Annotated in this window: 23 protein-coding genes; 8 read left to right on the forward strand and 15 right to left on the reverse strand. The window is 59.8% G+C overall.

Going from position 1 to position 23,895, the window contains the following annotated elements; genetic code table 11:
- Positions 1–10: 10 nt before the first annotated feature.
- Both GV161_RS15140 and GV161_RS15145 read right to left on the reverse strand, forming a co-directional pair.
- Positions 11–850 carry a hypothetical protein gene (locus tag GV161_RS15140; RefSeq protein ID WP_152016477.1) on the reverse strand — a complete coding sequence of 280 codons (840 nt, stop codon included), beginning with the start codon at positions 848–850 and terminating at the stop codon, positions 11–13.
- Positions 847–2,562, reverse strand: coding sequence for an AAA family ATPase (locus tag GV161_RS15145; protein ID WP_152016478.1), 1,716 nt, complete (start codon positions 2,560–2,562; stop codon positions 847–849). Before GV161_RS15145 ends, GV161_RS15140 begins: the two co-directional genes overlap by 4 nt.
- Before the next feature lie 200 nt (positions 2,563–2,762).
- Here GV161_RS15145 and GV161_RS15150 point away from each other — a divergent pair, with 200 nt between their 5' ends.
- Positions 2,763–3,401 (forward strand): hypothetical protein, encoded by a 639-nt coding sequence (locus GV161_RS15150; RefSeq protein ID WP_152016479.1) that lies wholly within the window; start codon positions 2,763–2,765, stop codon positions 3,399–3,401.
- Positions 3,402–3,425: 24 nt separating this feature from the next.
- Here the strand turns inward: GV161_RS15150 and GV161_RS15155 are convergent, their stop codons facing one another.
- From GV161_RS15155 to GV161_RS15170, 4 genes are all read right to left on the reverse strand, one after another.
- Complete coding sequence (locus tag GV161_RS15155) at positions 3,426–4,181, reverse strand: helix-turn-helix transcriptional regulator (RefSeq protein WP_152016480.1); 756 nt, start codon at positions 4,179–4,181, stop codon at positions 3,426–3,428.
- Between the two features lie 135 nt (positions 4,182–4,316).
- Complete coding sequence (locus GV161_RS15160; protein WP_152016481.1) at positions 4,317–4,850, reverse strand: hypothetical protein; 534 nt, start codon at positions 4,848–4,850, stop codon at positions 4,317–4,319.
- Between the two features lie 230 nt (positions 4,851–5,080).
- Positions 5,081–6,655: a hypothetical protein gene (locus tag GV161_RS15165; RefSeq protein ID WP_152016482.1), complete on the reverse strand. Its 1,575-nt coding sequence runs from the start codon at positions 6,653–6,655 to the stop codon at positions 5,081–5,083.
- On the reverse strand, positions 6,652–11,598 hold the full coding sequence (locus GV161_RS15170) for an AAA domain-containing protein (RefSeq protein WP_152016483.1): 4,947 nt from the start codon (positions 11,596–11,598) through the stop codon (positions 6,652–6,654). Before GV161_RS15170 ends, GV161_RS15165 begins: the two co-directional genes overlap by 4 nt.
- A gap of 509 nt (positions 11,599–12,107) precedes the next feature.
- Between GV161_RS15170 and GV161_RS15175 the strand changes: the two genes are divergently transcribed.
- The 5 genes from GV161_RS15175 (at position 12,108) to GV161_RS15195 (ending at position 13,959) form a co-directional block, all read left to right on the forward strand.
- Positions 12,108–12,539 carry a MucR family transcriptional regulator gene (locus GV161_RS15175; protein ID WP_280179059.1) on the forward strand — a complete coding sequence of 144 codons (432 nt, stop codon included), beginning with the start codon at positions 12,108–12,110 and terminating at the stop codon, positions 12,537–12,539.
- 29 nt (positions 12,540–12,568) lie between these two features.
- Complete coding sequence (locus GV161_RS15180) at positions 12,569–12,841, forward strand: HU family DNA-binding protein (protein ID WP_152016485.1); 273 nt, start codon at positions 12,569–12,571, stop codon at positions 12,839–12,841.
- 118 nt (positions 12,842–12,959) lie between these two features.
- Positions 12,960–13,193, forward strand: coding sequence for a type II toxin-antitoxin system prevent-host-death family antitoxin (locus GV161_RS15185; RefSeq protein WP_152016486.1), 234 nt, complete (start codon positions 12,960–12,962; stop codon positions 13,191–13,193).
- The gene (locus GV161_RS15190; RefSeq protein ID WP_152016487.1) at positions 13,190–13,576 is read left to right on the forward strand and encodes a type II toxin-antitoxin system VapC family toxin; all 387 of its coding nucleotides are present in this window, start codon (positions 13,190–13,192) and stop codon (positions 13,574–13,576) included. Before GV161_RS15185 ends, GV161_RS15190 begins: the two co-directional genes overlap by 4 nt.
- 122 nt (positions 13,577–13,698) lie before the next feature.
- Positions 13,699–13,959 (forward strand): CopG family transcriptional regulator, encoded by a 261-nt coding sequence (locus GV161_RS15195; RefSeq protein WP_152016488.1) that lies wholly within the window; start codon positions 13,699–13,701, stop codon positions 13,957–13,959.
- A 141-nt stretch (positions 13,960–14,100) separates the two neighbouring features.
- On the opposite strand, the gene GV161_RS15200 is transcribed toward GV161_RS15195, so the two are convergent.
- The 3 genes from GV161_RS15200 to GV161_RS15210 form a co-directional block, all read right to left on the reverse strand.
- Complete coding sequence (locus tag GV161_RS15200; protein WP_152016489.1) at positions 14,101–14,538, reverse strand: hypothetical protein; 438 nt, start codon at positions 14,536–14,538, stop codon at positions 14,101–14,103.
- Positions 14,535–15,437 carry a hypothetical protein gene (locus GV161_RS15205; protein ID WP_152016490.1) on the reverse strand — a complete coding sequence of 301 codons (903 nt, stop codon included), beginning with the start codon at positions 15,435–15,437 and terminating at the stop codon, positions 14,535–14,537. Before GV161_RS15205 ends, GV161_RS15200 begins: the two co-directional genes overlap by 4 nt.
- A 96-nt stretch (positions 15,438–15,533) precedes the next feature.
- Positions 15,534–16,808: a hypothetical protein gene (locus GV161_RS15210; RefSeq protein ID WP_152016491.1), complete on the reverse strand. Its 1,275-nt coding sequence runs from the start codon at positions 16,806–16,808 to the stop codon at positions 15,534–15,536.
- 155 nt (positions 16,809–16,963) lie between these two features.
- Between GV161_RS15210 and GV161_RS15215 the strand changes: the two genes are divergently transcribed.
- The gene (locus GV161_RS15215; protein ID WP_152016492.1) at positions 16,964–18,094 is read left to right on the forward strand and encodes a hypothetical protein; all 1,131 of its coding nucleotides are present in this window, start codon (positions 16,964–16,966) and stop codon (positions 18,092–18,094) included.
- Positions 18,095–18,177: 83 nt separating this feature from the next.
- Positions 18,178–19,074, forward strand: a complete 897-nt coding sequence (locus tag GV161_RS15220; RefSeq protein ID WP_152016493.1) for a DUF2971 domain-containing protein — start codon at positions 18,178–18,180, stop codon at positions 19,072–19,074.
- A gap of 103 nt (positions 19,075–19,177) precedes the next feature.
- Here GV161_RS15220 and GV161_RS15225 read toward each other — a convergent pair whose 3' ends face one another.
- The 6 genes from GV161_RS15225 to GV161_RS15250 all read right to left on the reverse strand — a co-directional run bounded on the left by GV161_RS15225 (position 19,178) and on the right by GV161_RS15250 (position 23,827).
- Entirely contained in the window at positions 19,178–19,960 is a 783-nt protein-coding gene (locus GV161_RS15225) for a metallophosphoesterase (RefSeq protein ID WP_152016494.1), read from the reverse strand.
- Between the two features lie 193 nt (positions 19,961–20,153).
- The gene (locus tag GV161_RS15230; RefSeq protein WP_152016495.1) at positions 20,154–20,372 is read right to left on the reverse strand and encodes a hypothetical protein; all 219 of its coding nucleotides are present in this window, start codon (positions 20,370–20,372) and stop codon (positions 20,154–20,156) included.
- Between the two features lie 39 nt (positions 20,373–20,411).
- Positions 20,412–20,744: a hypothetical protein gene (locus GV161_RS15235; protein ID WP_152016496.1), complete on the reverse strand. Its 333-nt coding sequence runs from the start codon at positions 20,742–20,744 to the stop codon at positions 20,412–20,414.
- Positions 20,741–22,642: an AAA family ATPase gene (locus tag GV161_RS15240; RefSeq protein ID WP_152016497.1), complete on the reverse strand. Its 1,902-nt coding sequence runs from the start codon at positions 22,640–22,642 to the stop codon at positions 20,741–20,743. The genes GV161_RS15235 and GV161_RS15240 overlap by 4 nt, the downstream gene beginning before the upstream one ends.
- Positions 22,643–22,865: 223 nt before the next feature.
- Positions 22,866–23,489 (reverse strand): hypothetical protein, encoded by a 624-nt coding sequence (locus tag GV161_RS15245; RefSeq protein ID WP_152016498.1) that lies wholly within the window; start codon positions 23,487–23,489, stop codon positions 22,866–22,868.
- On the reverse strand, positions 23,486–23,827 hold the full coding sequence (locus GV161_RS15250; protein ID WP_152016499.1) for a DUF6634 family protein: 342 nt from the start codon (positions 23,825–23,827) through the stop codon (positions 23,486–23,488). The genes GV161_RS15245 and GV161_RS15250 overlap by 4 nt, the downstream gene beginning before the upstream one ends.
- Positions 23,828–23,895: the final 68 nt, after the last annotated feature.

Consider the following 23,895-nt stretch of genomic DNA (forward strand, 5'->3'; position numbering starts at 1 on the left):
CTGCCTGATCTCACACAAGCTCTCGGGCCTTGCTATCCGCCGGCGTCGAGATCTGATCCCAGATGAAATCCATTGCTGCACCATCCAAGGCGAGGCCGCGGTAGAAGGCCGTAGGCCAGCCGTTCGAGCCGTTGCTTTCGTCGCAGATTTCCAGTTCCGTTTGGATCAGCTCTGCCATGCTCTTGGTTGGGCTGTTTTTCGATCGCTTCTGGATCGTAGACGGCAGGTCGCCCCAGCTGTTTTCCATAGCCCGGTAGAAGGCCCTGCCCAGGACGTTATCGAGATGAAACTGGACGAGTTCGGCTCGGGCGGTGGGCAAGCTTGCTGAAGCTTTGGCCCTGAACGTCGCGGCTTCGAGGGGGCGCTGAAATTCAACATGCCAAATGGCGTCATTCGCCCACGAGTCGAAATAGGGGTGGATGAAACGCTTCGGCGAGCGGTTGCCCTTGTAGGTTTTGCGCTTAACGCCGGAATTGCAGTGCGCGCAGGCTGGCAGGAGGTTCGCGCGCATGATCGCGAGCTCCGGAAAAGTGCGGCGCGGAAGATAATGATCCAGCGAACCGATCGTCGGTGACCCGCAAAGGGGGCAGGACTTGAGCCCCTTCTTATGCCGGATCTCGTTGAAGGGGCCGCTGCTGGCTCGGCTGGAGTAGAGTTTATACTGGCGGTCAGCGACACCATCGCCAAAATTGAATGGCTTCAGCTTCCACGGGTCGCCGGCATGGTTACGGTAGGCTTTGTAGGTCGCCAGCCAGTCTGTCTCATGAGCGGACCAGATTGGGTCGGTGCAGAGGTCGGTGATGACGGCATCGTCTTCCTCCGCCGTGGCGGGCACAGGCAGGTGCTTCATTCGGACGGCCGTTGCGCACGCAGATGCCCGGCGATGAACGACAGGCTTTCAGGATTCAATTCCGCACCGTAATCGCGGATGATTTTCTCGATTCCCAGATCCCTTCCGACGCGATCCGTCCATTCTTCGAGCTTCTTTTGGTAGCGGTGCTCCATGTCGGTGTCGCCAAAGACAAATTGGGAGATTTTGTCGATGCTCGCACCGAAGGTTTGCATCCGGGGCTCAACGATCTGGATCTGACGGTCCTGGAGTGTGAGGACCTTGACCCGTTGACGGGGCGCTTCGCGAACCACATAGGCCGAGTGGGTCGCAATGATTGCGACCGAGCCCGTCGCTTCGAGGATCCCGTAGAGAACTTCCATCAAATCCGAAACGAAATTGGGATGGAGGTGCGTTTCCGGCTCATCGATCAGGAGAAGGCTACCCTGTTCCACGGAAGCGATGGCCTGGACTGCAAAACGCATCATGGCGTATTCGCCGCTGCTCAGCGCCTTCGGTGAATGGAGTTCATCGAGGATGATCGGAGAGCGGGTCCAATCGAGCTGATGCAGGAGGCGCAAGCCGGCCTGCTCATTCAGTCGCTGCTTGATCGGGAAGAGGCGCTGCCCGTCCACTATGATCGATGCACGCAGATCCTCCTGCTCAGCTTGGAGCGGGCGCAAGGGTACGTATAGGCTTTGCCAGACGTTCAGCTTCTTCAGCACTGACCGGACGAGGCTCGCCCGCGACTCCTCGTCTTGCGGGCCAAATCGGTCGGGGCCCTCATCTCTCACACATGCCATTAGAGAAGTCAGAAGTGAGTCAGCTCCTTCTTCGCGCGTAGCGTTGATGGCAAAATACTCATAATCGATCCCATGCCAGGCGCCGATGGAACTTGGAAAGGGATCGGTCGGAACGGCAGAAAACACCAGCACGCGCCGCGGCATGATTTCCGGTGTGAGTTTGGATGAAACCGAGGATGGATCGAACGCTTCATCACGGGTCAGGCGGTCCACCAGCGCCTTGAGCAACTGGGTTTTGCCGACACCGTTGCGCCCGATGAGGACAGCAACTCTGTCTTGAAACAGAGGATTTCCATCGAACGCGAAATCAATCTGGTATGGGTTGTCAGCTGCGGGCAGGGATGTTTCGAACGAGAAGCTTCCGGTTAGATCTTCCACTGGTGCCGGCGGGGATCTGCGGAAATGACGGGCGCTGCGCCGCAAGGCCGTGTAGCCGTTTACGGCCCTCAATACGCCGAAGTGGAAGCTCTCGGTGTCGGCGAGCGTCAGGCTCGCTTGGTTGCTTCCCTCAATGCGAGCGACGACGATATCCCCGAGCCTGCGAAGGGCACTGATGCCGGCTTCGAAACCAAGTGCTCTGATGACGTGGCTGTACGCATCCTCATCGGGAAGGAGCGAGACGAAGGAGCGATTCAGCTTTTCGAGCGTGAGCGTTCCTCCGTGCTCGACAAGGAGGCGCTCCAGTTCCGGAGAGGTGCGGTCGATTCCTTCCATCATGAAACGGGCAGGAATTTGAATTAGCAGATCGCCGTTGATGACAAACAGCGTAGCGCAGAAATTTAGACCAAAATCGTTCCAGCTGAGTGTTCGCTCGTCCTTTTCAGGGCTGAGTATAATTCCTGGATTTCCTGCCAATCTTGCGGTCGCGACAGCATGAGCGCCTCCAATGAGCACGCCTACATCGACATTCGCTGGGATTTGCTCAGGCATTTCGCATGTGCCGTTGTTTTCGAGGCAAAACGAGGCACCTATGCGACGCCATACTGAGTCCCGCAAGGGTAGGGAGCTTGTCTCGTCGGAGTCGCGTTCAGATTGAACATGGCTCCGAGAAGGATCTCGATCTCAGTCAGTGAGAGGCAAGCGAGGAGTTGGCCTGCGGACTTGCTGTTGCCAGGGATCGTCCGCGCCGTATGGTGGGGATCGGGCGTTCCGGGCTGCAGATGATTTTGCCGCTGACGCCGAAGTTTGCGCTGATGATGCACGATAGCAATGTGTACAATGCGGCCTCAGATCGAAACATCATCACTCTTTCCAGCGCCGCGGAGGTGTCAGGGCTGAACGAGCTCCAATGGCTGAATGCGTATCAGAACGTGTATTTTCCGCCGGCATTCGATCAGCAGAGCCTGGATACCCTCATGCGCGTCGTACGCCCGGAGGGTGGGCTTTTCGAGTTCCGACGGCTGGAGCGCGTAGGCAATGACAATCGCTACCATCCTACCGATAAGGACGAGTTTTCGCCGCCGAGCGAGGGAGTGAAGTCAGAGCTGCTCCTCCAATCAGCAAGGCCTTTGCCGCGGGATATCCGGCTCCGTGCAGTTCGCCTTCGAGAACGCCCGGTAGTTTACGATGATGGGTCTATCGCCTCGCCCCAACGTGATCCGGCCTGGGAGGATATCGTCAGCCATTTCACACGGGAGATGCGGGCTGGACGAGCTAGCCTAGGGCGGTTTTGGGAGTTCGTGGATCGGCATCCGCTGTCTGGGGAGATCGGCCGTTGGTTGAAAATGGCAAAGCGCCGTTCGGACCGGCGGCGTCGCGCGGCAGCTTGACAGAGGAGCGGGGGCGCGCTCCGGCTAGTCATCAAGGCCCATATTCATGTTTTCGATCGCGACGACACGCTTGTCGATGAACATCATCTTGCGCTTCGGTGCTCCCGGATCCGTGAGGCGCGATGTCAGAGAGACGATGCAGACGCGCCAGTCCGGAATCTTTGGCTGTGGGGCATCGAGGTATCCAATCAGAACAGTTACGCTGCGCCGTTCCAATTCTTTCACGGCGGCCAGGGTGTGATCATAGAGAGGGCGACGGGCGGTGTCTGACATCGGTATCCCATCGGACTGCTCAGCTAGACAGAACGACACCAAGTCGAGATATTCGCGCAGGCTCTCGACATCTGCCTCATATGCTTCCGGCAGATTGGGAGCGTGCATCAGATGGGCGCAGCACCGCGCCGCCTCCCGGACCTGAGCCTGCGTCGTGAACCGTGCCACCTCCAGAGGCCACAGCTTTCCGTAGGTCTCGCTGACCTCGGCCTCTGCTTGCTCCCTTGGGATCGTCACACGAGGCGCGGTGTAGTGTCCGGGCTCCTGACCGAAAGCCTGGGCAATTCGATCCAAGGCCTCGTCGCTGACCGCCTCGCCGCGCTCCACACGCTCAACGGTGGAAAGGGAAACCCGGGCGAAATCCGCCAAGGTCGTTTTCTTCCAGTTGCGGAGCTTGCGGGTGACGGCGACGGAAAATGCGACAACATCCAGCGGTGGCTTGCGCAGCTCGCTCTCTTCGACATGCTCAAGATCCGAGGCGCGGCTGAGAACTGTTTTCAAAGACATCGGTCTTGCCTCCTGACTGAGGCGAAGATGCCGAACGGCTGAACGCGAAAACAGCCGGAAAAAACCTTCAGGGCGGCCCCGCAGGCGCACAGCCAAAATGATATTTCGGCAAACTGGCGCATTGATGCCGTTGAGCTACCGCGGCCTCGTCCGTTTCCTTGCAGCAAAAGCAGTGGCATCGGCGGCCATCCGAGCTTCGAAGGTCTCCACCTCGATTGCAGCTCGATCCGGCAGCCTTCCGGCAAACCCGCGAGCGGCCGCTTCGATTTGAGGGGCGATGGCTTCGGTTGAGCGTAAGGGTTGCCCGCGTTCGCAACGCAAATCGAAGCCAAGCGTCAGGAGAAATTCGACTGTCTCGTCGTCGCTAAGATAGTCCACGAGCAGTCGGCGCGGATGCCGCTGCAACTCGCGGTCAAGTTCCGTAGGCTCGATCCAGGTGTCGTCCGTCGGCCGAAAATCGTCGAGGTCATCGAGGTTGATATCGAAATGACGCTTGGTGAAGCGTTTGGCTGCCTCTTCGAGACGATCGCCACCGTAGAGGAGGGCTGCATCTTCGACGGCATTGAACCCCGGCAAATCCCGTATCTTGGTTGGGGTGGCCGTCTGGTTTTGCGAGAGCGGCTTTCGCCCTCCTGATAGCTGGGCCGATTTAGCGTATCGCAGCTTCATCACGGCGATTTTCCCGATTCAGAGGTTAGATTCTGACGGAAAAGGATGGAAAGCCAAGGACGTTCTTTGTTTGTCCTCATTCTTCGGCCGATATTTCCCTTAACTCTGTTACCGCGAGAGCCAGAAGATGCGCCGACCGACGAATGCCGTAACAGCTCGGCTCAAGGTGGGGGCAATTGCCTGGACATAGATTAACGCTCGATCACATCTGCCGGCCCGAGGTTTAGGTCTCAGGTAGCGGCTCCGATCCCGAGAGCAAGATCGATCACGGCCAGCGCATCGGCGGCTGTTTCGCTTTTGTCGCACCACAATATGCTCTTTGAGCCATCCGCGGTGATCGCGACCTCTGCAAGCGCATCGCGCCACCGGCTCACCAGGCGAGGAGAGGTGGTCAGATAGCCAAATGGGATCGGATAAGTACCCTGCGCTACTGGCACATGCACAAGAACCAGTGCCCAAGCGCCAGGCTTCATGACGACCTCGAGGGCATTCGGCAAATCCGTTTGGACCGCGAGACTGCGATCGAAAAGTCCTGGCTGATCATGTCGTGGCCCATAGAGAGTCCGCCAGTTTTTCCAGGATTGCTGAGTGTCGCTCGTTCGAGCCAACAGGACTGTCCCGTCTGGATCCGCAGCCGAGAGCTCGCGGGCGATATTTGCGAATGCAACACTACGGCCCCAATATCCGGCGCCTGGCGGAAGCCATAGCACAGGCGTCGGCACATCAAGCCGCTCCTGCTCCGCTGAAGGGGCGGTGCGTAACAGCGCTGAGCCAATTGCGGTAGCGGCTACGGATCCCATCACGCGCATGCCGGGGCCCTGTTCCCCTTCCAGCTGCCTGGCGCTTTTGTCAGTGCAACTTTGTGCCCAGGCTGCCTGACCTTCCGAAGACTTAAGGTCTGAGCGTGTCAGAATGCCGCCATCGATCGAGGCCGTCCGGGAGAGTGCATCGTCAAAGTCGGCCGGAGCCTGGAGCGATTGAACCCGCGCGCTCAAGGCGGCAATCACCGGATCGCGAGAGCTCACGCGGCCGCGGTGCCGGAGCGAGGAGAAATCGGGATCGACACCGAGAGCGCCGATGCTCGCATCATCCTGCCTGTAGCGGATCGGTAGTTCAAAATGAGCGCCAAACGCCCTCATGAAATGAACGTCCTCGACCAGATGCAAACGGATGTCCTCTGGACGTCGGCGACGGCTGTGCCGTTGGGCCAATTCCCGAAAGTGGAGATCAAAGGCGTCCCGCGCGCCTTCGGTTGCGTTCGCCGCCCGTTCGCGATCAGGAATCGCAATCTCCGGTACGATGCGTCCGAAAACGCCGGTCAGCTCATTGTCATCGACGGGGGTGAACGCGATCAATTCAAATGCCTGCGTAACCGCGAGCTCTTCGGTCTCGAAGAGCTCGACGTCGTCGTCTGATACCGCTGCGATTCCACGCGACGATAGGGAGAACCGTCCCTCGCGTTCGGAGACGAGCCCCGTTGCAAGCATATCCTGGACGAGGATCTCCGCTTCTGCAGACCCAAAACCGAAAAACGCTGCAATATCCTCGGTTGCCAGGTCCGGCACGGCATGGACGAGGCGCACAGCGTACTCGGCCGCGAGCGGTATCGCGTTTCGCTGCATGATCGTAGCCGTGAAACGAAACCTGTGGGCGCGGATAGCGAAGGAAAGCCGGTCGATTTCCGACGTGTCCGTGCCGTTCCAGGAGCCGTTGCCGACGCTCCCGCCGGGGCTTTCGTGTGAACTGGGAGAGTTGGGCTGACCCTGTTTCCGGGGACGCTCGGAATTCGCGCGAAAGGCCTTCATTGCTGGCGTCCAAGAATATCTGAAGCCGAGCTGATGCGATCGAGGGTCTTGAGCTTGCGCACGATAGGCCGGAGGGGATTCTTGCTTGTTTCAAACATGCGAGCGGCCCCAATGATCAGTAGCCTGTCCATAGCTCGGGAAAGCGCGACGTTTATCCGGTTACGGCTGCGAACATGGCCCATATCGCGTTCGAAATTGCTGCGCACGAGCGAAAGGATGACAATCCGATTTTGCTTTCCCTGATAGGCGTCGACCGTGTCCACCTTGATCAGGTTGCGAAGTTCCTGCGGGAGGTCGGAAGACACGACGAGGCTCGAAATCAGCTCCGCCTGCTGAGCATACATGCAGATCACACCGATCAGATGCTCGCCTTCCTTCAACTCCAGTTCGGAAAGCCGGTCGAGGAAGGGACGGGAGCGTCCGATACGCCTCAGCAGCTCGATAACTGTCAGAGCTTCGCGACGATTCGTGAAGCTGGTTCCGGCCTGCGCCTCAGTCGACGATTTCCCACTGGAATCCAGCCAGATAACCTGTTTGTCGAGCGGGGTGGGCAAGAGCGCGTAGAGGTCGAGAGGTTCGGGTCGGCTCCGCACCAAGCCTTCGCTGTTGTAGAACGTGCCCGAGACCAGCGCATGAATTTCAGACGCCATCCGATACTGGCGCACGAGCGTTTGAGCGACGGCCTTGCCGTACCCGGATCTGAAAGCCCTTTCAAAGTCACTGCGACGCAACTCGGCAAGGGAGGGTGCTTTCAGCCGTTCGCTTACGGTGCGGATGAGTTCGTGGTCGAACAGCGGCGGCAGTTGCTTGTGATCCCCAACCAGGAGCACTCGCTTGCCCGACTGCATCCCGACCGCAAGCTCGCTCGGCGTGCAGCGCGCAGCCTCGTCGATCACCACCAGGTCAAATGCACCACGGTCGATCCGAAGGCCTGGGCGTCCGATGCCCACACAGGTGCCACATACCAGGTTGCGGCTGCGTGCCAGAAACTCTTCGAGCGTGCGGCCTCGCAGCCCCAGGGCTTGCGACCAATTCAAAGATAGGGCGTTGAGTCGCGCCAGCCGCCGAGTGGCGTCGGGATCGAAAACCCGGTGTCGTCGAGCCGCATCGTCGAGCATCTCCTCAAACACCTCATCCGGCTCACCTTCGAACGAGCGATGCTCCACGGAAAGGCGGCGCTCGAAAGCAGCCGACAGCGCTTGCAGACGAATCTGAGCGGTTTTGGCGAGTTCAGGGGCGATGTCATCATCGATCTCCCGGCGAGCCAGCGACATCTGTCGAACAATGGGGCCATAAGTCGCCTCGATCTCGAAGATGTCGCGTATGAACTCCGTCTCTAGGCCCAACCTGCGCGCGGGGATCAGCATCCTGTCCTTCAGTTCCGCCCGGAATAGTTCGCGATAGCGGTCCTGGACGGATTGCGAATGGAATTTTTGCAGACTTGAGGATATCTTTTCGTGGTCCCCGATTCGCAGCAGGTCGATTTCCCCCCCGACCGTGTTCGAGACCTTGAGGATGCGCTCGGCGACCTCGTTGACTGCCTCGTGCGACTGAGACAAGACGAGGACATTGCGCATCTTGCCTTCATTGAGCGCGTGGTGAACGAACGAGGCAATGAAGCTGGTCTTGCCGGTACCTGGCGGCCCCTGCAGCAAGCCGAGAGGACCAAATTTCCAGAGATGATTGAAGGCCGCTTCCTGCTCTTCATTCAGGCCGTATCGTTGCAATAGACCCTTCGGAACCTCGTCGGCCATCACCCTGGGTTCAAGTTGAGCCAGGGGGTCAAAATATGAGACCAGCTCAGGCAACTGGCCGAGGCCCTGCACCACTCTGGTCAGGGCCTTCGATCGGCGCTGAAAACTGCCGACGCTTCCAGAATTCTGGATTCGAAGGCGATCTCCGGTTCGCAGGCGGCGATATCCGCGCGCATTGCGCAACGTCACGACGCCTGCGCGGCTACGCCCCAGGTCGACATCGCCAATCTTGCTGCCGTTGAAGCTGACGCTGACGCCTCCCTGAGCGTCACCCAACTCAATGGCTTCCGAGGTTTCCTCCTTGGATGTCTCCGTGCACCGCAGGATCACCACACCAGCTTCACCTGTTTCCGCCGGGGGCTGATCCAGTGTCAGTTCCGGCTGGATAGCTTCCTCCACCGCGATCGTTTCCCGCCAGAATCTGGCGACGGGGAAACGCCATGGCTTCTTCCGGGGCTCGGGGAGCGATTTACCGTCAGCGGGGCGGGTAGCTGGAGAGGGCGTATCCGCGCCTTCGAAGGCGGCCATCTCTTCATCGACGGCCCCTGGATCAGGAAGCGAAAGAGCCTCCGCAACGTCATCACCGTCCGAAACAGAGACGGAGGAAGCCCCACGGGTTTGGTAGGCGGTGTGCTCACTCAAGCGCGATAGCAGCGCCTCAATTCCGGAGAATCGTAATATTCGCGAGTGCGCAATCTGGATGGTTCCCGGGAAGGAGAGGATGCGCCTACCCAATGCCCAGCCGACGGCTCGAACGTCCGCTCGTGCGACAAAGGCCCGTTTCGGGCGATGGTCGGCAGGGTCGATCTCGATAGTGAGCTTCTGGTCGAAGCCAAATATCTCGACCTGATGGCGGTCTTTCTGGACGACGTGAAACCGGCCATTATCCGCCAGGAGCTTACCTTCGAAGCCAGGTGATCTGAGCTCGAAGGTGAGATGAAACTCCTCGGCCTGGTCGCGATCCTTCCTTTTCGCCTGTTGGCCAGAGACTGCCTTTCTCAAGTACTTCATTGTCAGCCACGGTGCCTCCTCCGCGCCGCATTTGACGGCGGAGGCACGGATTTCATTGGCGAGCGGGGAGGATGTCGGCCGGTTCTCTGCCAGCTCCAACGCGATAGCGCAAACGGCGAACCGGTCGCGTATCAGCGGATTGTCTTCGTCGTTAGGAGGGCAGTAGGCTTGCGTCCGCCTCTCGCCCGACGCGTCTGGCGCATAGTCGAGAAGGTCGAGCAAGATCGGTGTCGGTTTCTGCTCCGAGGACTCGGCCTTTTCGGGGTCGTTTGCAGGGGCGCGGCTTACGAGGATGTTGTCTGGCTTAAGATCCCCATGGGTCAGGCCCACTGCATGAAGCTCTTCTGTGGCGGTGACCAGGCCCATCAGGAAGGCGCGGATTTCCTCATCTGACCATTGCGCGGTCGCCTTTGGATCCAGCGTTTGCCCTTCAAGCCATTCCTGAGCCAACAGGAGGCCGTCCATTGACAGGCAAGCTGTATGAATTCGGGGAGCCCAGGGCGCTGACAATGTCTGAATCTTGTCGGCTCGCGCGAAAAACTCGATCAAACGAGGAGCGGCCTTGCGTCGATCACCCAGGAAATTTTCGGGCCAGCTTTTGACCAGCACGGTTTCACCGGCGGCTCCCCCGATACGCTGAGCCTTGAAGACGCGAACGGGTTTGCGAGAAATCCAGTCAAGCACGTCATGATCGGCAACGGGGTCGATTTCCTGCCGATATCGTTCCAGTTGGCGCTCCAGGGAGACGACCTGGCTGCGGTGAATAATGTTCGCGAATTGCTGAGCGGCTTCGACGACATCTACCGGGCGGTCTGTCGCGTTGATTGAAAGGGCCGCGTCGAACCATGGCCCCAGATCGGCTGGTACATCCGGACGATCCGACGTCATCGCCGTCCAGACCGGAACCTCGTCGATTTCGGGCAAGCGTTCGCCGGTTAGCAATGTCCAGACGACAGCCGCCGCAAGGAAAACATCGGTCTGGAACGGCGTACCGCGCTTTCCCGCGCCGGTGTCCTCGGGCGTGCGAAACCCTCCGGCCAGGATCTTGCTGCGTTTCGCGCCGATCGTTTCGCGATCCGGGTAATGGGCCGCGCCGAAACTCGACAACACAACGTTGCTACGACGCTCGTCGATCCAAACGGAATGCCGGTCCAGATCGCGGTGCGCGACGCGCAGCCGATGCAGAGCCGCGACCCGGTCGAGGAAGAGCTTGGCAAACTCAAGTCGGCGATCCCGGTCGTGGTCGACGAGTGAACCAACGAAGCGCGTCAGGCGAGCCAGTCCGACGTGCCGCTCGAAGACCTCCGAGTGCCGCAAGGGATATTCGCGATCGTAGGCGATCGAGCGCATGACGTAGTTGTCATAGAGCTGGGAGTTGCCAGCTCTGAGGTAGCCAAGAACCGATCGCTCTCGCTCGGCAACCGGGCGGCGCTCCTCCTCTATGCTGAAGGCATCCGGATCCTCGTCGAACCGCCAAAGACGCAGCAATCCCGTGTAATTCGGATCGCCTGCTTCGTGGCACGGGTACTCTTCGTATAGACGGTGGCTGAACTCTGGCTGCCCGGTGGGAACAAAGCCGTGGTACTTGGCTCGGCTGGCTTCGATCAACCGGCCGTTGGCAAACAATTTTTGGAGCGCCTGGTAGAAAGGTCCAGTGTTGAGCGGCGCAGATGTCCCGAAGCTGCTGCGGCCGCAATAAGTCTTTCTAAACTCGTTTTCGTTGCCGATGCGGATGAAATCCGAGAGCTTGAAGCAATTCTCGCGCTCCGTAGCATCCAAACCGCTGAGATCGCTTTGCTCGTGCGTGAAGACGACCGCGCTCTCAATTGGGGGACACCCGGGAATCTGGTGGACTTGGCGACGGATAATTTCAGCGAGGAATTTCGCGTTGTCGCGAATCTTGTAATAGGCGGACGGTCCGTAATCCTCGTTGCCCTTGAACCAGGTCCCGCTGCGGGATTCGATCTTGCCGCGGACATGTTTCAGGTCGACCAGGATCAACCGGTCGGGAGCGATTATGACGACGTCGATCTCCCGGTCGTGCCCGTAACGCTTCGGGATGCACAAAGTGAAATTGGCGTAGCCTTTCCAGGCCATTGGCAGCTTTTGACGAAACTCCGCCAGCCCTATCTTTTCGGTCGGCTGGGGCCCCTGCGGACGCAAGAATTCGATGCGCATTTTGTTGGCCTGGGCTCCGGACATTATCCGCGCCTGGAGCTCGCTCCGCTTTTGCAGTTTAGCCCCGACTCATCTGCAGGTTAGCCCACCTCATTCGAATAGCTAGTCGAGGTACTGTGGCCTGACACACTATCTGCGCGTACCGTGCCTTCGTAGCGCCGAGTAACCCAAGCATCGAGCTGTTCAGTAAAGCGCGTGGAACGGCTGGAAGGGGTCAGTTCGCCTGACGCCAGAGCCATGCCGGGGTAACTACCGCGAGCACCAACGCCGCCACGATCAGCGTTCTCATCCATACGGCTCGCGAGTTGGTTGAAAAGATCCGAGGACCCTGCATGAACAACCACCACAACACACAAGATGGATACATTGAACGAGGAGAGACAGTTCGCCGTCAACTCCCTGGATGTTGAGCTACACTCTTGTCTCTCTCATTCGACAGGAATAAGCGGGTCGCAGATTGTTGATTCTTCGCCCTCCAATAACCAAACCCATTGAGTCAGGAGACGACAGTGGCTGAAGAGAACGAAAACCTGATCGGCCTGGTTGCGGATATCGTTTCTGCTTACGTCTCGAACAATAGTGTCCCGGCCGGTGAACTCCCCGCGCTGATCGCCACGACCCATGCCGCGATCGCCGGGTTGGGCTTGGAGCCGGCAGCGGCCGTCGAGGAGAAGCCGACGCCGGCTGTGTCCTTGAAGAAGTCGATCACCCCGGATTTCCTGATCTGCCTGGAGGACGGCAAGAAGTTCAAGTCGCTGAAGCGCCACCTGCGCACGGCCTACAACATGTCGCCGGAAGAGTACCGGGCGCGCTGGGGGCTGCCGGCTGACTATCCCATGGTTGCACCTGCCTATGCCGAGGCTCGCTCCACGCTGGCCAAGAAGATGGGCTTGGGGCAGCAGCGCCGGAAGTCGCCGGCGCGCGGCAAGGCCAAGGCCTGAGCACGTTTGATTGAACCTGGAGATACTCGATGACCAAGAACGAGCTCATTGCTGCCATCGCGGAAGAGACGGCCAAGTCCAAGGCCGATGTGTCGGCTGTGCTGACCTCCCTTGCGGGCGTGGTGTCCAAGACGCTCAAGTCGGGCGGCGACGTGATGCTCGGTGGCGTCGGCAAGCTGTCCTCGGCCAAGCGTGATGCGCGGCAGGCCCGTAACCCCTCGACGGGTGCGATGATCGACGTGCCGGCGAAGACGGTCGTCAAGTTCAAGGTGGCCAAGGACCTCGCGGACGCCGTCGCCTGAATTCTCTTGGCTATCCGGATTATCGCGTGGGGAGTCGTGTGCAGCATTACCCCGGCAACAGCACGGTTCTTGCTTGGTGCGGGGCCCTTAGCTATATCCTTAGCTAAGGAGAGTGCTCATGGCCCAGTTCTCGGTTCACGAAGCGAAGACCAATCTATCCAAACTGATCGCAGACGCACTTGAGGGCGGAGATGTCGTCATCGCTCGTGGTAACGTGCCGGCAGTACGCCTGGTGCCGGTCTCGCCACGCGGCAAGCGGCGCTTTGGGGCACTCAAAGGAAAGATTGCCGTCGATGCGCGCTTTGACGAGCCGTTGCCAGAGGACGAACTCGTGGGATGGAATCTCACTTGAGGCTGCTACTCGATACCCATGCTCTGATTTGGTGGCTTGCGGGTGACGAGGCGCTGAGCAGTCGGGCCCGCGAGGCGATCGAGGACGAGGGCAACAGCATCGCCGTCAGTGCCGCCTCAGCCATGGAGATTGCCACCAAATTCCGAATAGGGAAACTTCCTGACGCCGCGCCGCTAGCGCAGGACTTCGAGGCGATCATCGCCGATCAAGGCTTTATTGAGCTGGCGATCACCGTTCTCCATGCCCTGCGAGCCGGTGAGATGAACATTGCACACAAGGACCCGTTCGACCGCTTCCTGATTGCCCAGGCTCAATCCGAGGACATGGTACTGATTTCGAACGAAGCGCTATTCGACGGCTTCGCCGTCAAACGCCTGTGGTAGCGAGTTCCCCACACGGTAATCCGAAAGGCCATTCTCTTCGCGGGTAGCCCCACGGGGTGGCCGTATCCTGGAAGTGACCGGATCTGTGATGCAAGGTAGTCTCTGGCGAAGGGAGCACGAGCATGCCCAAGCTGGAGCTGAGCGATCCAATCACCTTGCGGTTGCCCGCGGACGTCTTGCGGGACATCGAGCAGGTCGGTCAGGCCCTCGATCGGACCCGGAGCTGGGTCATGGTTCGAGCCCTTAAGCTATATCTCGCGTCAGAAGGCCGTGACGTCCTGGCGATAATCGAAGGTCGGCGGCAAATCGCAGCAGGGCAATCTCATGACATGGATGATGTCCTGAGGGAGATCGAGGCGATCGTGGAAGGCAGGGTCGCCTAAGAAAGGCCCGGTCTCCCGGGGCAGCGCGAACCCGACTTCGCGAAGAGGCTCGATACCTAAAGATTGCAGTCCAGCTGCGGTCGAGGCGATCCGATCATCAGCTCACTGGTGGCCTATGGATTTGGGCCGCAAGACCCGTCCCTAAGGCACGCGCAGCGTGGTGACTTTCTGCAGCGCTTCCTGAGCCCTGGAGATTTCCTTGAGCACGTCTGCAAGGAAGCTCTGCATCAGCTTCAGCCGGGTAGGCTCCATCGGAGCGGCGTCCGACGAAAGCCGCGCCAGGCCTTCGCAAACGCCAGCGAAGTCCCGGCTCATGTCTGACAGCAAGAATGCCATATTCTCGACGGTCAGCGTCAATTCGATGGGTTCCTGAGGCGCTGCTTGCGACAAGGCGGAGCTCGTTTGCAGCGAGAAGTCCGTCAATCCCATCAGCACCTGCTCGCCGGAGTCGCCGTCGAGCGCACCGAACGTGGTCAACAGCCGGGTCTGCGATGCATTGACGACGGTCATCCGTCGGCCGATGGCACCGGATAGCCCAATCGGAATTTCCGGGCCGATGTCATCCGCGGTGTCAGTCATGCGTCATCGGCCTGGTGTTTGAACGCAAGGAATGCGGGGGAGGGCAGCATCGAGTGAGCCAATGCAGGGTTATTGGGCTGGTCCGGAAACGCCTTCGCCAAGCAATCCACATAAGTGAGTTTGTTGGGGTAAGACGACGCCTTGACCACGAACACATGTCTATCCGTCGCAATTCTGAGGCCAATGATGGCTCCGGCAGGCGTCGGAGGATCAGCCGGCCGAACGTTTGGTAGCGGCAGGGAATGAGGATCATGGAAGGGCAAGTAGCCGTGAGCGAATTGGCGCGAGATCTCTTCCTGGATAATCCGCTGCACTGACAGAAAATCGTCCACGGAGAGCGGCGAGTGGCTCGGCGTCAGGCGGGCAGCTTCATGTTCGCCGGCGCGCGTGATCTCGACGACCACACGCTTGCCGTCCATTGATTTGATCACCAGGCCAGCGTCGACGAGCATGTTGATCACACGTGTCAGGTTTGCCTGCTGCAATCCAAGTTGCGTCCCGAGTTCACTGCGCTCCAGGCGCTTATCCGGCGCCTCTGCCAGAAGCGTCAGCATCTTGCGCGTATGGGATCGCTGAAGAACGAATTTCGGGTCCGAGATTTCAGCTGACGCAATCGACTCATGGATGAGCTCAGCCAGCATTTCGAAGCGCGCGGCCAGCTTCTGATCGACATCATTGGCTCGCGTTGCCAGTCGACGCAGTAAATCATGCCAATCGGCGAGCTCGCTGTCGCTGCGGCGACTGGTCAGAGCTTTCCACGCCCAGGCGCGCATTGTCGACGCAACTTTCTTGAAAACGTCGACCGAAGGCTGTGCAAGAGCTTGCTGGAGGATGGCGCGCGCTTCGACTGCACTCGCATCTGCCAGGGCGATCCTGTCGAGTCCGAGAGTGTTGGCCATATGCGGCTTGTAACCCATGTTTCCTAATCGATGCTTTATATCGCTTCAGTACGTTTTAGCTAGCAACTGAAATTACGGACACAAGCTCGTGCGGCGTCACGTCCAGGCATGGCAGGTCCAGCTTTCCGACACTTCGGCCATTGCGGCGTCGTATGTGCTATCCGGTCGGACAACATAGTGGACTTGCGCCTTTTTCGGATCCGCTTGCTGGACCACAAACGCCACAGTGCCGGTTTCGGTTCGAAGTCCTTTTGCTGCGATGAGATGGCTCTGGGTGGTCGTCAGGCCTCCCATCGACGGAACAACGACCAGATCGACGTCCAACCCGAGGTAGAGGCCGCCCGCATGATTGAGGTCACAAAAATCCCGGCAGATTCCGATCGCGACAGCTGGGCCGCTTGAAATCAGGATGATTATCTCTGTCGCGGGCGAGATGGCTTCTTCCTCGTGGTTCCCTTCCTCGTCCTTGGCGGAATACGGGACGATCTTCCCCTGCTGCGCGAGCTGGCTGCCGCGTGAGTCCAGCAGCGTCGCGCGGTTGAACACCTCGTCTCCGACCTTTTCGTGACATGAGCCCGCGATGATGAGCGCGGGCGGCGGCTCTTGGTCAAAGCGCCATTTCTTGAGGATTTCGACGACCTGATCTCGGACGGAGGGAGCGATCGTCAGTTCCGGCCAGACATGCAACCAGCACAGGCCTTGTGCGGACGAGGCGAGCTGCTCTGCGGTGATGCGCTCGGCATCGGGAAAGTCGATCGCATCGATGACGAATCGGCCTTGGTCGGCCGTCACGGAGTGCTTTACGCCGGGAGCGAGAGCAGCTCCGAAATGGACCGGATCCTTTCTGGCGTCGTGTAGCTCGACCAGGCGCACGCGATACCCGTTGGAAATCCGCGGGATGGCGCGATGGTGAAGCAGTCCGCGGCGGCGGTAGGGATGGAGTTTCGTTGGAGTGCGAGGGCGCCAATCCAGGTTGCGGCGGACAAGCGTCCAGCTCTTAGCGACAGTGATCGCTGCTTCCAACGGATGTCCCAGACGATCGCGGCTTTCATCAGCAAGATGCCTGTCAAGCGCGCGGATCTCCGCACCAACGACGAATGCGGCTGTCGGGTTGTCGCATGCGGCTGGCAATTCCCATGACCACTCCTCGCGGTAGTAGTCATCGGCGCGTAGGCGAGCTTGAGCCCCAAGGTCGCTCTCGGAAAGGCGATCGAACGCCCGTGCAAGAGGATCCGGCATGTCGAGCATCAGCTCGTGCAGCTGGATGAGGCGTGCGGCGATATCGTCGATTGAAGCGGGAGGGGCACCGGATTGCTGCGTTGCGGCTTCCCGCGCAGCACCAATCCAGTCTTCGTCTAATGAATAGCGCATTGGAATCACAGCATGGAAACAACTATTGATTGCATGTTCGCGATGCCAATTGGAAGCCCGGTGACGCAGATGAAATGGAGTTCAACCGGCATCCTCCGCCTTCGTCAGCCGGTGGCGACGTGCTAGGAGAATCACCGAGGCTGGAGACGACAATATTGTATACGACCGACGTGCTTAGGCTGTTCAGTGCCTTAATTGAGGATTACGAGCGCCAGAATGTCCCTGAATTACTCGCTCGGGCCATCAGCCTCCTGAGTAATCGGCCGGCGACGCCTGATCCGACATATGCGAGCGAAGCCCGGGATTTGATCGATCGCGCTGAGGCTTTGGCGAGGCACAATGCTTACAATCTGATGTCGCGGAAGGACCAGGAATTCCTGGAGCTCACGCAATTCGGACCGACGCTGCCGGGAAAGCTGGCAGATCTGATTGTGCGTGGCATTCCGGAAGCGAAGGCGCGGGGCATTCCGTCAGGAGAAATCGGCTACTTCGCAAGCCTTCTGGATCAGAATCTGCACAAGCTGCGGATGTTTCGCGACATCGCTCGTGATCTGCCGCTCAAGACCTACGAACCTCAGCCTGACGAAATCAGCTACAGCGTCGTGATTTCCGATCGTTCCTACTCGGGGGATCTGACCGAGCTTTCCAAGGTCTTCGAGCTGTTCGACCGGTTTGCAGCAGCGGTGCGGGAGGCAGCGGTGCCCGAGGAGGCGAAACCTCGGGTCTTGCTCCTGGATAATGGCAGTGCCATCGCGATAATGGCGGGCACCATCTACGTCGTTTACAGCATAGTGCAGATGTATTCGGCCGTGGTGATGGCCGCCCGAAAGACCGCCGATATTCTAAGGGCGATGGGCGCACTCAAGACCGCCGGAGTCGATGGCGGTTTCTCCCAGGAGCAAGTTGCGCAGTTCAGTGAGAAATTCCTTCAAGAGACGATCAGCCAGCAGCTGGCGATCATCGCCGAGGAGACCAAGCGACCGATATCGGAGGATCTGCGAAGCCGACTGACTGTCACCTCGACCTTGTTAATGGAGCGCGTCCGCCAAGGGTCGAAAATTACGGTCAATACGGTGTCTCAGCGTGAGCTGGAGACGCTTGTCGGCAATGACGATGTGTCCGATTCGGAAGAGGCACAGCCGAAGCAGATCGAGAAAGAGGTCTCCGTTCCGGACTTGATCGCGATGAGTCGTGAGCTTGAAGGAGTTGTCGACATGATCGTCGCGGAGTCAGAGCCCAGGCGGCAGATTGAAGGTCCTCCTGCCGAAGGGCCGGTCGACGTTTGATGCGAGCCGCAAACAGTAGCGGGCTTCGGCAGGCCCAGAATTGGTAATCTCAAGGCGATTCGATCAATCGCTTTGGGGAAGCCGTGAAGCACCTGTCTCACTACACCAATCCAGCCGGATTGCGCGGCATCGCGACCAGTGGGACGTTTTGGGCCACGAACTTCTTGACGGTCGAGGACCGGTCCGAGCTGTTCTATGGGTGGCGCATCGTTCAGCTCGCAGCGCTGCGCTATGTGCGTGAAAGGCTCCCTGCGGATGTCTTTGCCGACATAGTTGATCCCAGCGGTGATCAACTAGAGGAGCTTTTCCGAGCCGAGCTCAATGGCAGCGCAGGCTACGGCCACCTCTATATGAGCTCGTTCATTCGCCATGAAACGGATGACGATGAGGAGCGAGGATCGCTAACCCATTGGCGCCATTTCGCAGGCAATGGCACCGGCTATTGCCTTCAATATGATCCGGCCGATATCGAGCGAATGATCCAGATGGAGGGGTGGAAGTCGACATACGGTCTGCTTGATTTGGCGCCGGTCACTTATGGCGTGGACGAAACGACGTGGGAGTTCAGGCAGCTTGTTCAACAGCTGGGCGAGCTGCAGCTTCTCGCTATATTGAAGCAGACGCGCGATCCCCGAATTCCCGTCAATCACGGGGTTCATTGGGCCCCATCAGCGGTCGCCAGAAAACTGATGCGCTTCTGCGCCACGCATAAGGACCCGATTTTCCGAGACGAACGGGAGGTCCGAATACTGGCGTTCCCCGAGGATCAGACGGTGGTCCGGCCCTTTACAGGCTTGGCTGTTGCCAAGACGATTGAGCCCATCGGTGATCGGCGCATCATCGCGCTTGGTTCGAACTGGACACCGGGTATCAGCCCGAAACGCATCATCGTCGGCCCGCGAGCCGAGCGAGATATCGCGGACAGCGTCACCCGCTTCGAGCATCGCCCGGAAATTGTGATATCGCGGATTCCGATTTGACGGTCAGCGCACGCTTACTCAAGGCGGCCATGGACCTCGCGGACACAGTCGCCTGAAGCGAACAATCGCCGGGATCAAAAATCATCAGTTTGGCCGCAAGGGGCTAAACATCGACGATGAAGCACGGATCGAACAACCTATTTTCGTACCCGCCAACCGTGTGGTAGCCGGCTGGGTTCGCGATCACCTGGGTGCCGCCTACCCAGTAGTTGTGATGCCTATGGTCGTGACCGTGGATCCAGAGGTTCGGTTGGTACTTCATCAGGAGCTCGGTCAGGTCTGAGGCGTAGGCGGCTGACAACGGATCGCTCCCATATAGGGTGTCAACGGAATTCGGGTGCGGCGCGTGGTGAGTGACGATCACAGTGGCGTTCGCGAAGTCTTGTGCGAGGGTTGCCTCGATGAACGCCACGTCCTGGCGATGAAGGGCCTGGGTGTCCGAAGGGCGGAGGCGGCGTCGCTTCCCGTCCACGACGATGCCGATGCGCCTGTAGTCGTTCATGCCATGCTCAGCCGCTCGTTTGGCTACGATCGGGTTCCCGAGCAGGCCAAAATTTGTCCAGAGGGTCGCCCCGATGAAGCGCACGCCGGCGATCACGACGCTACCGGGATCCAGCAGGTGAATTCCCAACTGATCGGCGAGTACGCGGCCTTCCTGGCGGCTCGCCATCATGTCGCGGCAGCCGTAGTACTCGTGATTTCCGGGCACGACGACGACCGGTTTGCCTTGCAAAGGACCGTTTCGCTGCTCAGCCAGCCAAGCGACCGTATTGCTGACCGGCTGCCAGGTGTCACCGGCAAATATCGCGACATCGAAGGGCAGGTTCCCCGGAAAACCGAAGTTCTCGAATTCCAGATGGAGATCGCTCAGGACGAGCAATCGCATATCAATTTCCTTTCAAGGGGAGGGGCGGGCATGGGTCCATGCCGGCAGCAAGGCGTTCACAGACAGACGAGGCTGCCAAGCTAGTCGGCTGAAATGACCCGCCGTGCCTGCCGCGCTTCGGGACAGCGCCACTCGCTTGGCGCATCGGCTAGAAATTGTGATATCGCGGACGCGGACCTGACGAACGTGACGCTTACGGGCTTGGGCGCTTGAAGCGTTCCAGCGCGCGATCGACCAGATCGTCTTCATCCATCGCGACCATCGCAAACGCCGCGATGATGTAGGCCAGCCGGGAGCGTTCTCGTTCCCAGTCGGCTGAGGCAACGCCAGGTTTCAATTGCTGCCACGCGCGATCGAGGGCTGCTTGGGCTCGGGCGACGTCGACCAGGTCGTTGAGGGACGAATACGGCATCGCTTCTCTTTGGCGGACTGCGGAACGTCGAATGAGTGATTACCACCCCTGGGCTTCAGCAGCGAGGTAGGTCTGCAGGCGCCTCAGGGCATCGAGATCGCCGCTCGCAATCATGGCAATGGGAGTCTGGCAGAGTATCAGATTGTGGTGCCGCATCCAGTGATAGCCCTTGGTCGGATCCATGAAGATCGTGCAGAGGCTGGTATGAATGCTGAAGAGGAGGGCGAGCCTGAAGGCCAGCTCGTCGTCGACCTCGTAGAGGCGGCCGTATTTCCACTGATGGTACCGGGCCTGATCGAGACCCAGAATGCACTGGCCGCAAGCCTCGTCGACCTGCCAGCGGCGAAACAGTGCAATGATCAGCGCGCTCACGACTGCAGCAACGCCTGGAGCGCGTCCCCGGTCAGTACCCTGTGCTCCTGGAGTGCCTGGGCTATGGTTCGGATCTGCTGAAGGTGGTTGGTCAGCAGGACGACGCACCGTGCGTCGAGGATGCGCAGCTCCGCTTCGAGTAGATCGCAAAAGTCCGGGTCGGCGAGGAGCCGGCTTGTCTCGCTTGGCGCTGCGCGATGGAGGATGCTTGACCCCAGCCCGAGCGAGCCATGGACGGCAGCGACGCACTGGGTGGCGGCTTCGAGGTCGCGTTGAGAGCCGGCCGAGGCATCGCCAAACACGACGGTCTCGGCTGCGCGGCCGGCCAGAGAGACGACTGCGCTGTCCTCGAGGCGCTGACGCGTCGCGACGCGGCCGGCGGACTCCGTAATGACCACTCCGCCAAGGCTACCCTGGCTCACCGTCGAGATCAGATCGACCTTGATGCCAAGCGCCATCGCAGCCACCGCATGGCCGGCTTCGTGGATACAGATGCGGTGCAGCTCTTCGTCGGTGAGGCCGTCGCGGAGCAGCAGCCGTCGCAGGTCATCGACTTTCAATTCACGCTGCTCGCGACGCGCTTGGCCGATCGCAGTCTTCACGAGAAATTCGACTTCGGCCCCGGTGGCCCCCCTGGCGAGGCGAGCGATGCCGTCGACCTCGGTCGTCGTGAGGCGCGCGCCCAGATGGAACCGGAAGATGTTGGCCAACTCGGCCTCGCCCGGAGGTCCAATCTCGAACTGCCGCTCGATCCGGCCGGCGCGAAGAATGGCGGCGTCGATCCGGTGAATCATATTGGTCGCGCCAAGCACGATGACGCGGTCTCTCGCCTCATCGAGCAGCTTCAAGAAATGAGTGACGACCGTAGTCCACCAGTCGCGCCCGCGGCCGGAGAGCGTCGCGCGATCTGGGAATGCGTCGAGCTCATCGATGAATAGTATGCAAGGCGCCCGGCTGCGCGCCTCGGCGAACACCTGATCGAGGCCCTTGACGATGCTGTCGAGGTAGCCCGGGGTCTGGCTGAAGAGGTGACCGAGCGAGGTCGCAACCATCGGCACGCGACAACTCCGAGCGAGCGCCGACGCAAAGAAGGTTTTGCCTGTGCCGGGCCGGCCGTGCAGAATCGCTGCGGTCGACAGCTCCGACCAGCCTACATCTCCGCGTCGATAGGCCGCAAGATCGTCGGCAAGTTCCAGACCCCAGCGCTTTGCCGCTCCGTATCCGTCCAGATCTGAGAGCGTGGGGCCCGGTGAAAGGCTGTGGCGCGAGCGATCCTGATTGCGTCGGTCGAGGTCGCGCAACCGGGCAATCGCGCGGGCGGCGGTCTCCTTGGGTCTGATGGCCGCGATGAGAGCGGCCGCGGAAGATTCGTGGCCCACGCGGCTGGGGATATTTCTGACCGAGTCCACCTCGAACGCCGCTTTCAACGTGGCCGTTATGAGAGATCGATCGGGAGAATGGATCTGGAGGCAATAGTCGGCGGCGTCGGCGACTGCCGGGCTGAGCCCAGCCAGACTTCCATTGCAGATGATTATAAACGACAGCCCCCCGGTTGTAGCCGATCGGAGCGAGGCTTCCTGAAGATCCACTTTCGACTTCTTGGAACTGTCGACCATCAGAATATTGGTCGACCGAAAAAGCCCCTGGGCCGCTTCATGAAGGATACCAGCCCAATCCGGTCTGATCGCCTCGATCACGACGACGACGCTACGCCGACGATGAATGGCGCGCCGCAAGGCCGGGGGGCAGGCCCTCCAGATCATGCGCTCGCCGAGGTGCTGGTCGACATCCTTGCGTGGCAACCTCTTCCTGGGTTTCGCAGTGTGGCTACCGGAACTTTGCGACTTGGGATCTTCGAGAGGAGCGAGGTCATGTAGGTCTTGAATCATCTGGGACATTGGAGGTCCGGATCTTGGCGCCGGGAACCAGTCCGCGAGCGCGGGGTGGGGAACGATGGATTGGATTTGCACCGCCAAACGGAGAAACGAATCCCGGGAAGGCGCCGAGGGGGCTTTAAAAAAGCCATTCGCCGGGATGCCAGCGGGCGGTCGATGGACTGAAAACCGCGGGGAATCCGGAATCGTGAGAAAGCAGGTTGCGGGTAGCGCTACCTGCTACCGCCTAGGAATCTCCGATGGAAATGCTGCGAGTTCCCGGATCGGGTGAACTGCATAGGCACAGTAGGGTGGCGGCTGATAGCGGGCCGTCTTCGGCGAGTTGAAGGGTACCTGCGGAAACGAGCTTGAGAACGGCGTCGTAGCTGTCGCTGCTGCTGTCGCAAAGCCTGGCGCATTCGCGCAGGGGTGCCCTGCCGGCGATCGAGAGGAACTCGACGATCAGCGCGCGATCGGCGGGTGCGATCTCTTCGGCTTGTGCGGCGCGCGTGATTTCCAGGGCGTTTGACCACAATGGTTCTTGCCGGAGGTTTTCGCAGGTGGTTGCGAAGAGCCAGATGCCTTTCCTGGTCAGGGCGTGATCGGCTTCGCGCCATAGGGATTGAAAGCGATGCGTGGCGTGGGAACGCGGGGAATCGATCGCGATGACAAACAGTCCGGCGGTGTGTCGGAGCAGATAGGCTGTGATGCCGGAGAAGGAGCGGAATCGGTGATCCTTCAGCGTCATTTCGAAGCTGAATTCGGCGTACGATAGCGTGTCGGGGTCGGCTTCCATGTGGACGAAGAGTTCGAAGCTGCCTTCGTTCTGAAAGTTGAAGCGGCCTGAGGATTTCGTCGGCCGGAATTTCATTGGAGGATTCCGAGCGCGTGTTCAGGCGATTGCTCGGGCGGCATCAAGCGATAGAAGCGCGACAAGGTCCTGGCCCACCGTCCTTCCGGATCCAGCGCGTAAAGCTGCGATGTCATGATCAGGCCGGTGTCGAGCTGGGGGTGTCCGTGGGCCAGGCCGCGCAAGCAAGGCACTGAGCGTTCCGCGACGCGAAAATTCCGGAGAAGAACGGCTCCGTCCAAATCCGCCTTTGTCGGCCTTGTGCCACCTACGATGTCGGCGAGGTCATCGGTTAGCCGCTGCAGCCGATCGATCTGATGCAGTGCGATGGCGCGCAGATTCGGGTCGTCAAAAGCCATCTGTCGTTCTCCAGATTTTAGGGGCGGTGGACAGGCGTGCTGCAGCGCCTGCGAGGCCCTGGGGAGGC

The sequence above is a fragment of the Bosea sp. 29B genome, assembly GCF_902506165.1.
Classification (GTDB): domain Bacteria; phylum Pseudomonadota; class Alphaproteobacteria; order Rhizobiales; family Beijerinckiaceae; genus Allobosea.

Bases quoted from the DNA above. Each gene is read 5' to 3' on its own strand.
- GV161_RS15150 (WP_152016479.1), top strand. From the start codon at position 2,763: ATGGTGGGGATCGGGCGTTCCGGGCTGCAGATGATTTTGCCGCTGACG.
- GV161_RS15185 (WP_152016486.1), top strand. From the start codon at position 12,960: ATGGCCCAGTTCTCGGTTCACGAAGCGAAGACCAATCTATCCAAACTG.
- GV161_RS15195 (WP_152016488.1), top strand. From the start codon at position 13,699: ATGCCCAAGCTGGAGCTGAGCGATCCAATCACCTTGCGGTTGCCCGCG.
- GV161_RS15245 (WP_152016498.1), bottom strand. From the start codon at position 23,489: ATGAAATTCCGGCCGACGAAATCCTCAGGCCGCTTCAACTTTCAGAAC.
- GV161_RS15240 (WP_152016497.1), bottom strand. From the start codon at position 22,642: ATGTCCCAGATGATTCAAGACCTACATGACCTCGCTCCTCTCGAAGAT.
- GV161_RS15200 (WP_152016489.1), bottom strand. From the start codon at position 14,538: ATGACTGACACCGCGGATGACATCGGCCCGGAAATTCCGATTGGGCTA.
- GV161_RS15205 (WP_152016490.1), bottom strand. From the start codon at position 15,437: ATGGCCAACACTCTCGGACTCGACAGGATCGCCCTGGCAGATGCGAGT.
- GV161_RS15160 (WP_152016481.1), bottom strand. From the start codon at position 4,850: ATGAAGCTGCGATACGCTAAATCGGCCCAGCTATCAGGAGGGCGAAAG.
- GV161_RS15180 (WP_152016485.1), top strand. From the start codon at position 12,569: ATGACCAAGAACGAGCTCATTGCTGCCATCGCGGAAGAGACGGCCAAG.
- GV161_RS15250 (WP_152016499.1), bottom strand. From the start codon at position 23,827: ATGGCTTTTGACGACCCGAATCTGCGCGCCATCGCACTGCATCAGATC.
- GV161_RS15145 (WP_152016478.1), bottom strand. From the start codon at position 2,562: ATGCCTGAGCAAATCCCAGCGAATGTCGATGTAGGCGTGCTCATTGGA.
- GV161_RS15225 (WP_152016494.1), bottom strand. From the start codon at position 19,960: ATGCGATTGCTCGTCCTGAGCGATCTCCATCTGGAATTCGAGAACTTC.
- GV161_RS15155 (WP_152016480.1), bottom strand. From the start codon at position 4,181: ATGTCTTTGAAAACAGTTCTCAGCCGCGCCTCGGATCTTGAGCATGTC.
- GV161_RS15140 (WP_152016477.1), bottom strand. From the start codon at position 850: ATGAAGCACCTGCCTGTGCCCGCCACGGCGGAGGAAGACGATGCCGTC.
- GV161_RS15210 (WP_152016491.1), bottom strand. From the start codon at position 16,808: ATGCGCTATTCATTAGACGAAGACTGGATTGGTGCTGCGCGGGAAGCC.
- GV161_RS15230 (WP_152016495.1), bottom strand. From the start codon at position 20,372: ATGCCGTATTCGTCCCTCAACGACCTGGTCGACGTCGCCCGAGCCCAA.
- GV161_RS15165 (WP_152016482.1), bottom strand. From the start codon at position 6,655: ATGAAGGCCTTTCGCGCGAATTCCGAGCGTCCCCGGAAACAGGGTCAG.
- GV161_RS15170 (WP_152016483.1), bottom strand. From the start codon at position 11,598: ATGCGCATCGAATTCTTGCGTCCGCAGGGGCCCCAGCCGACCGAAAAG.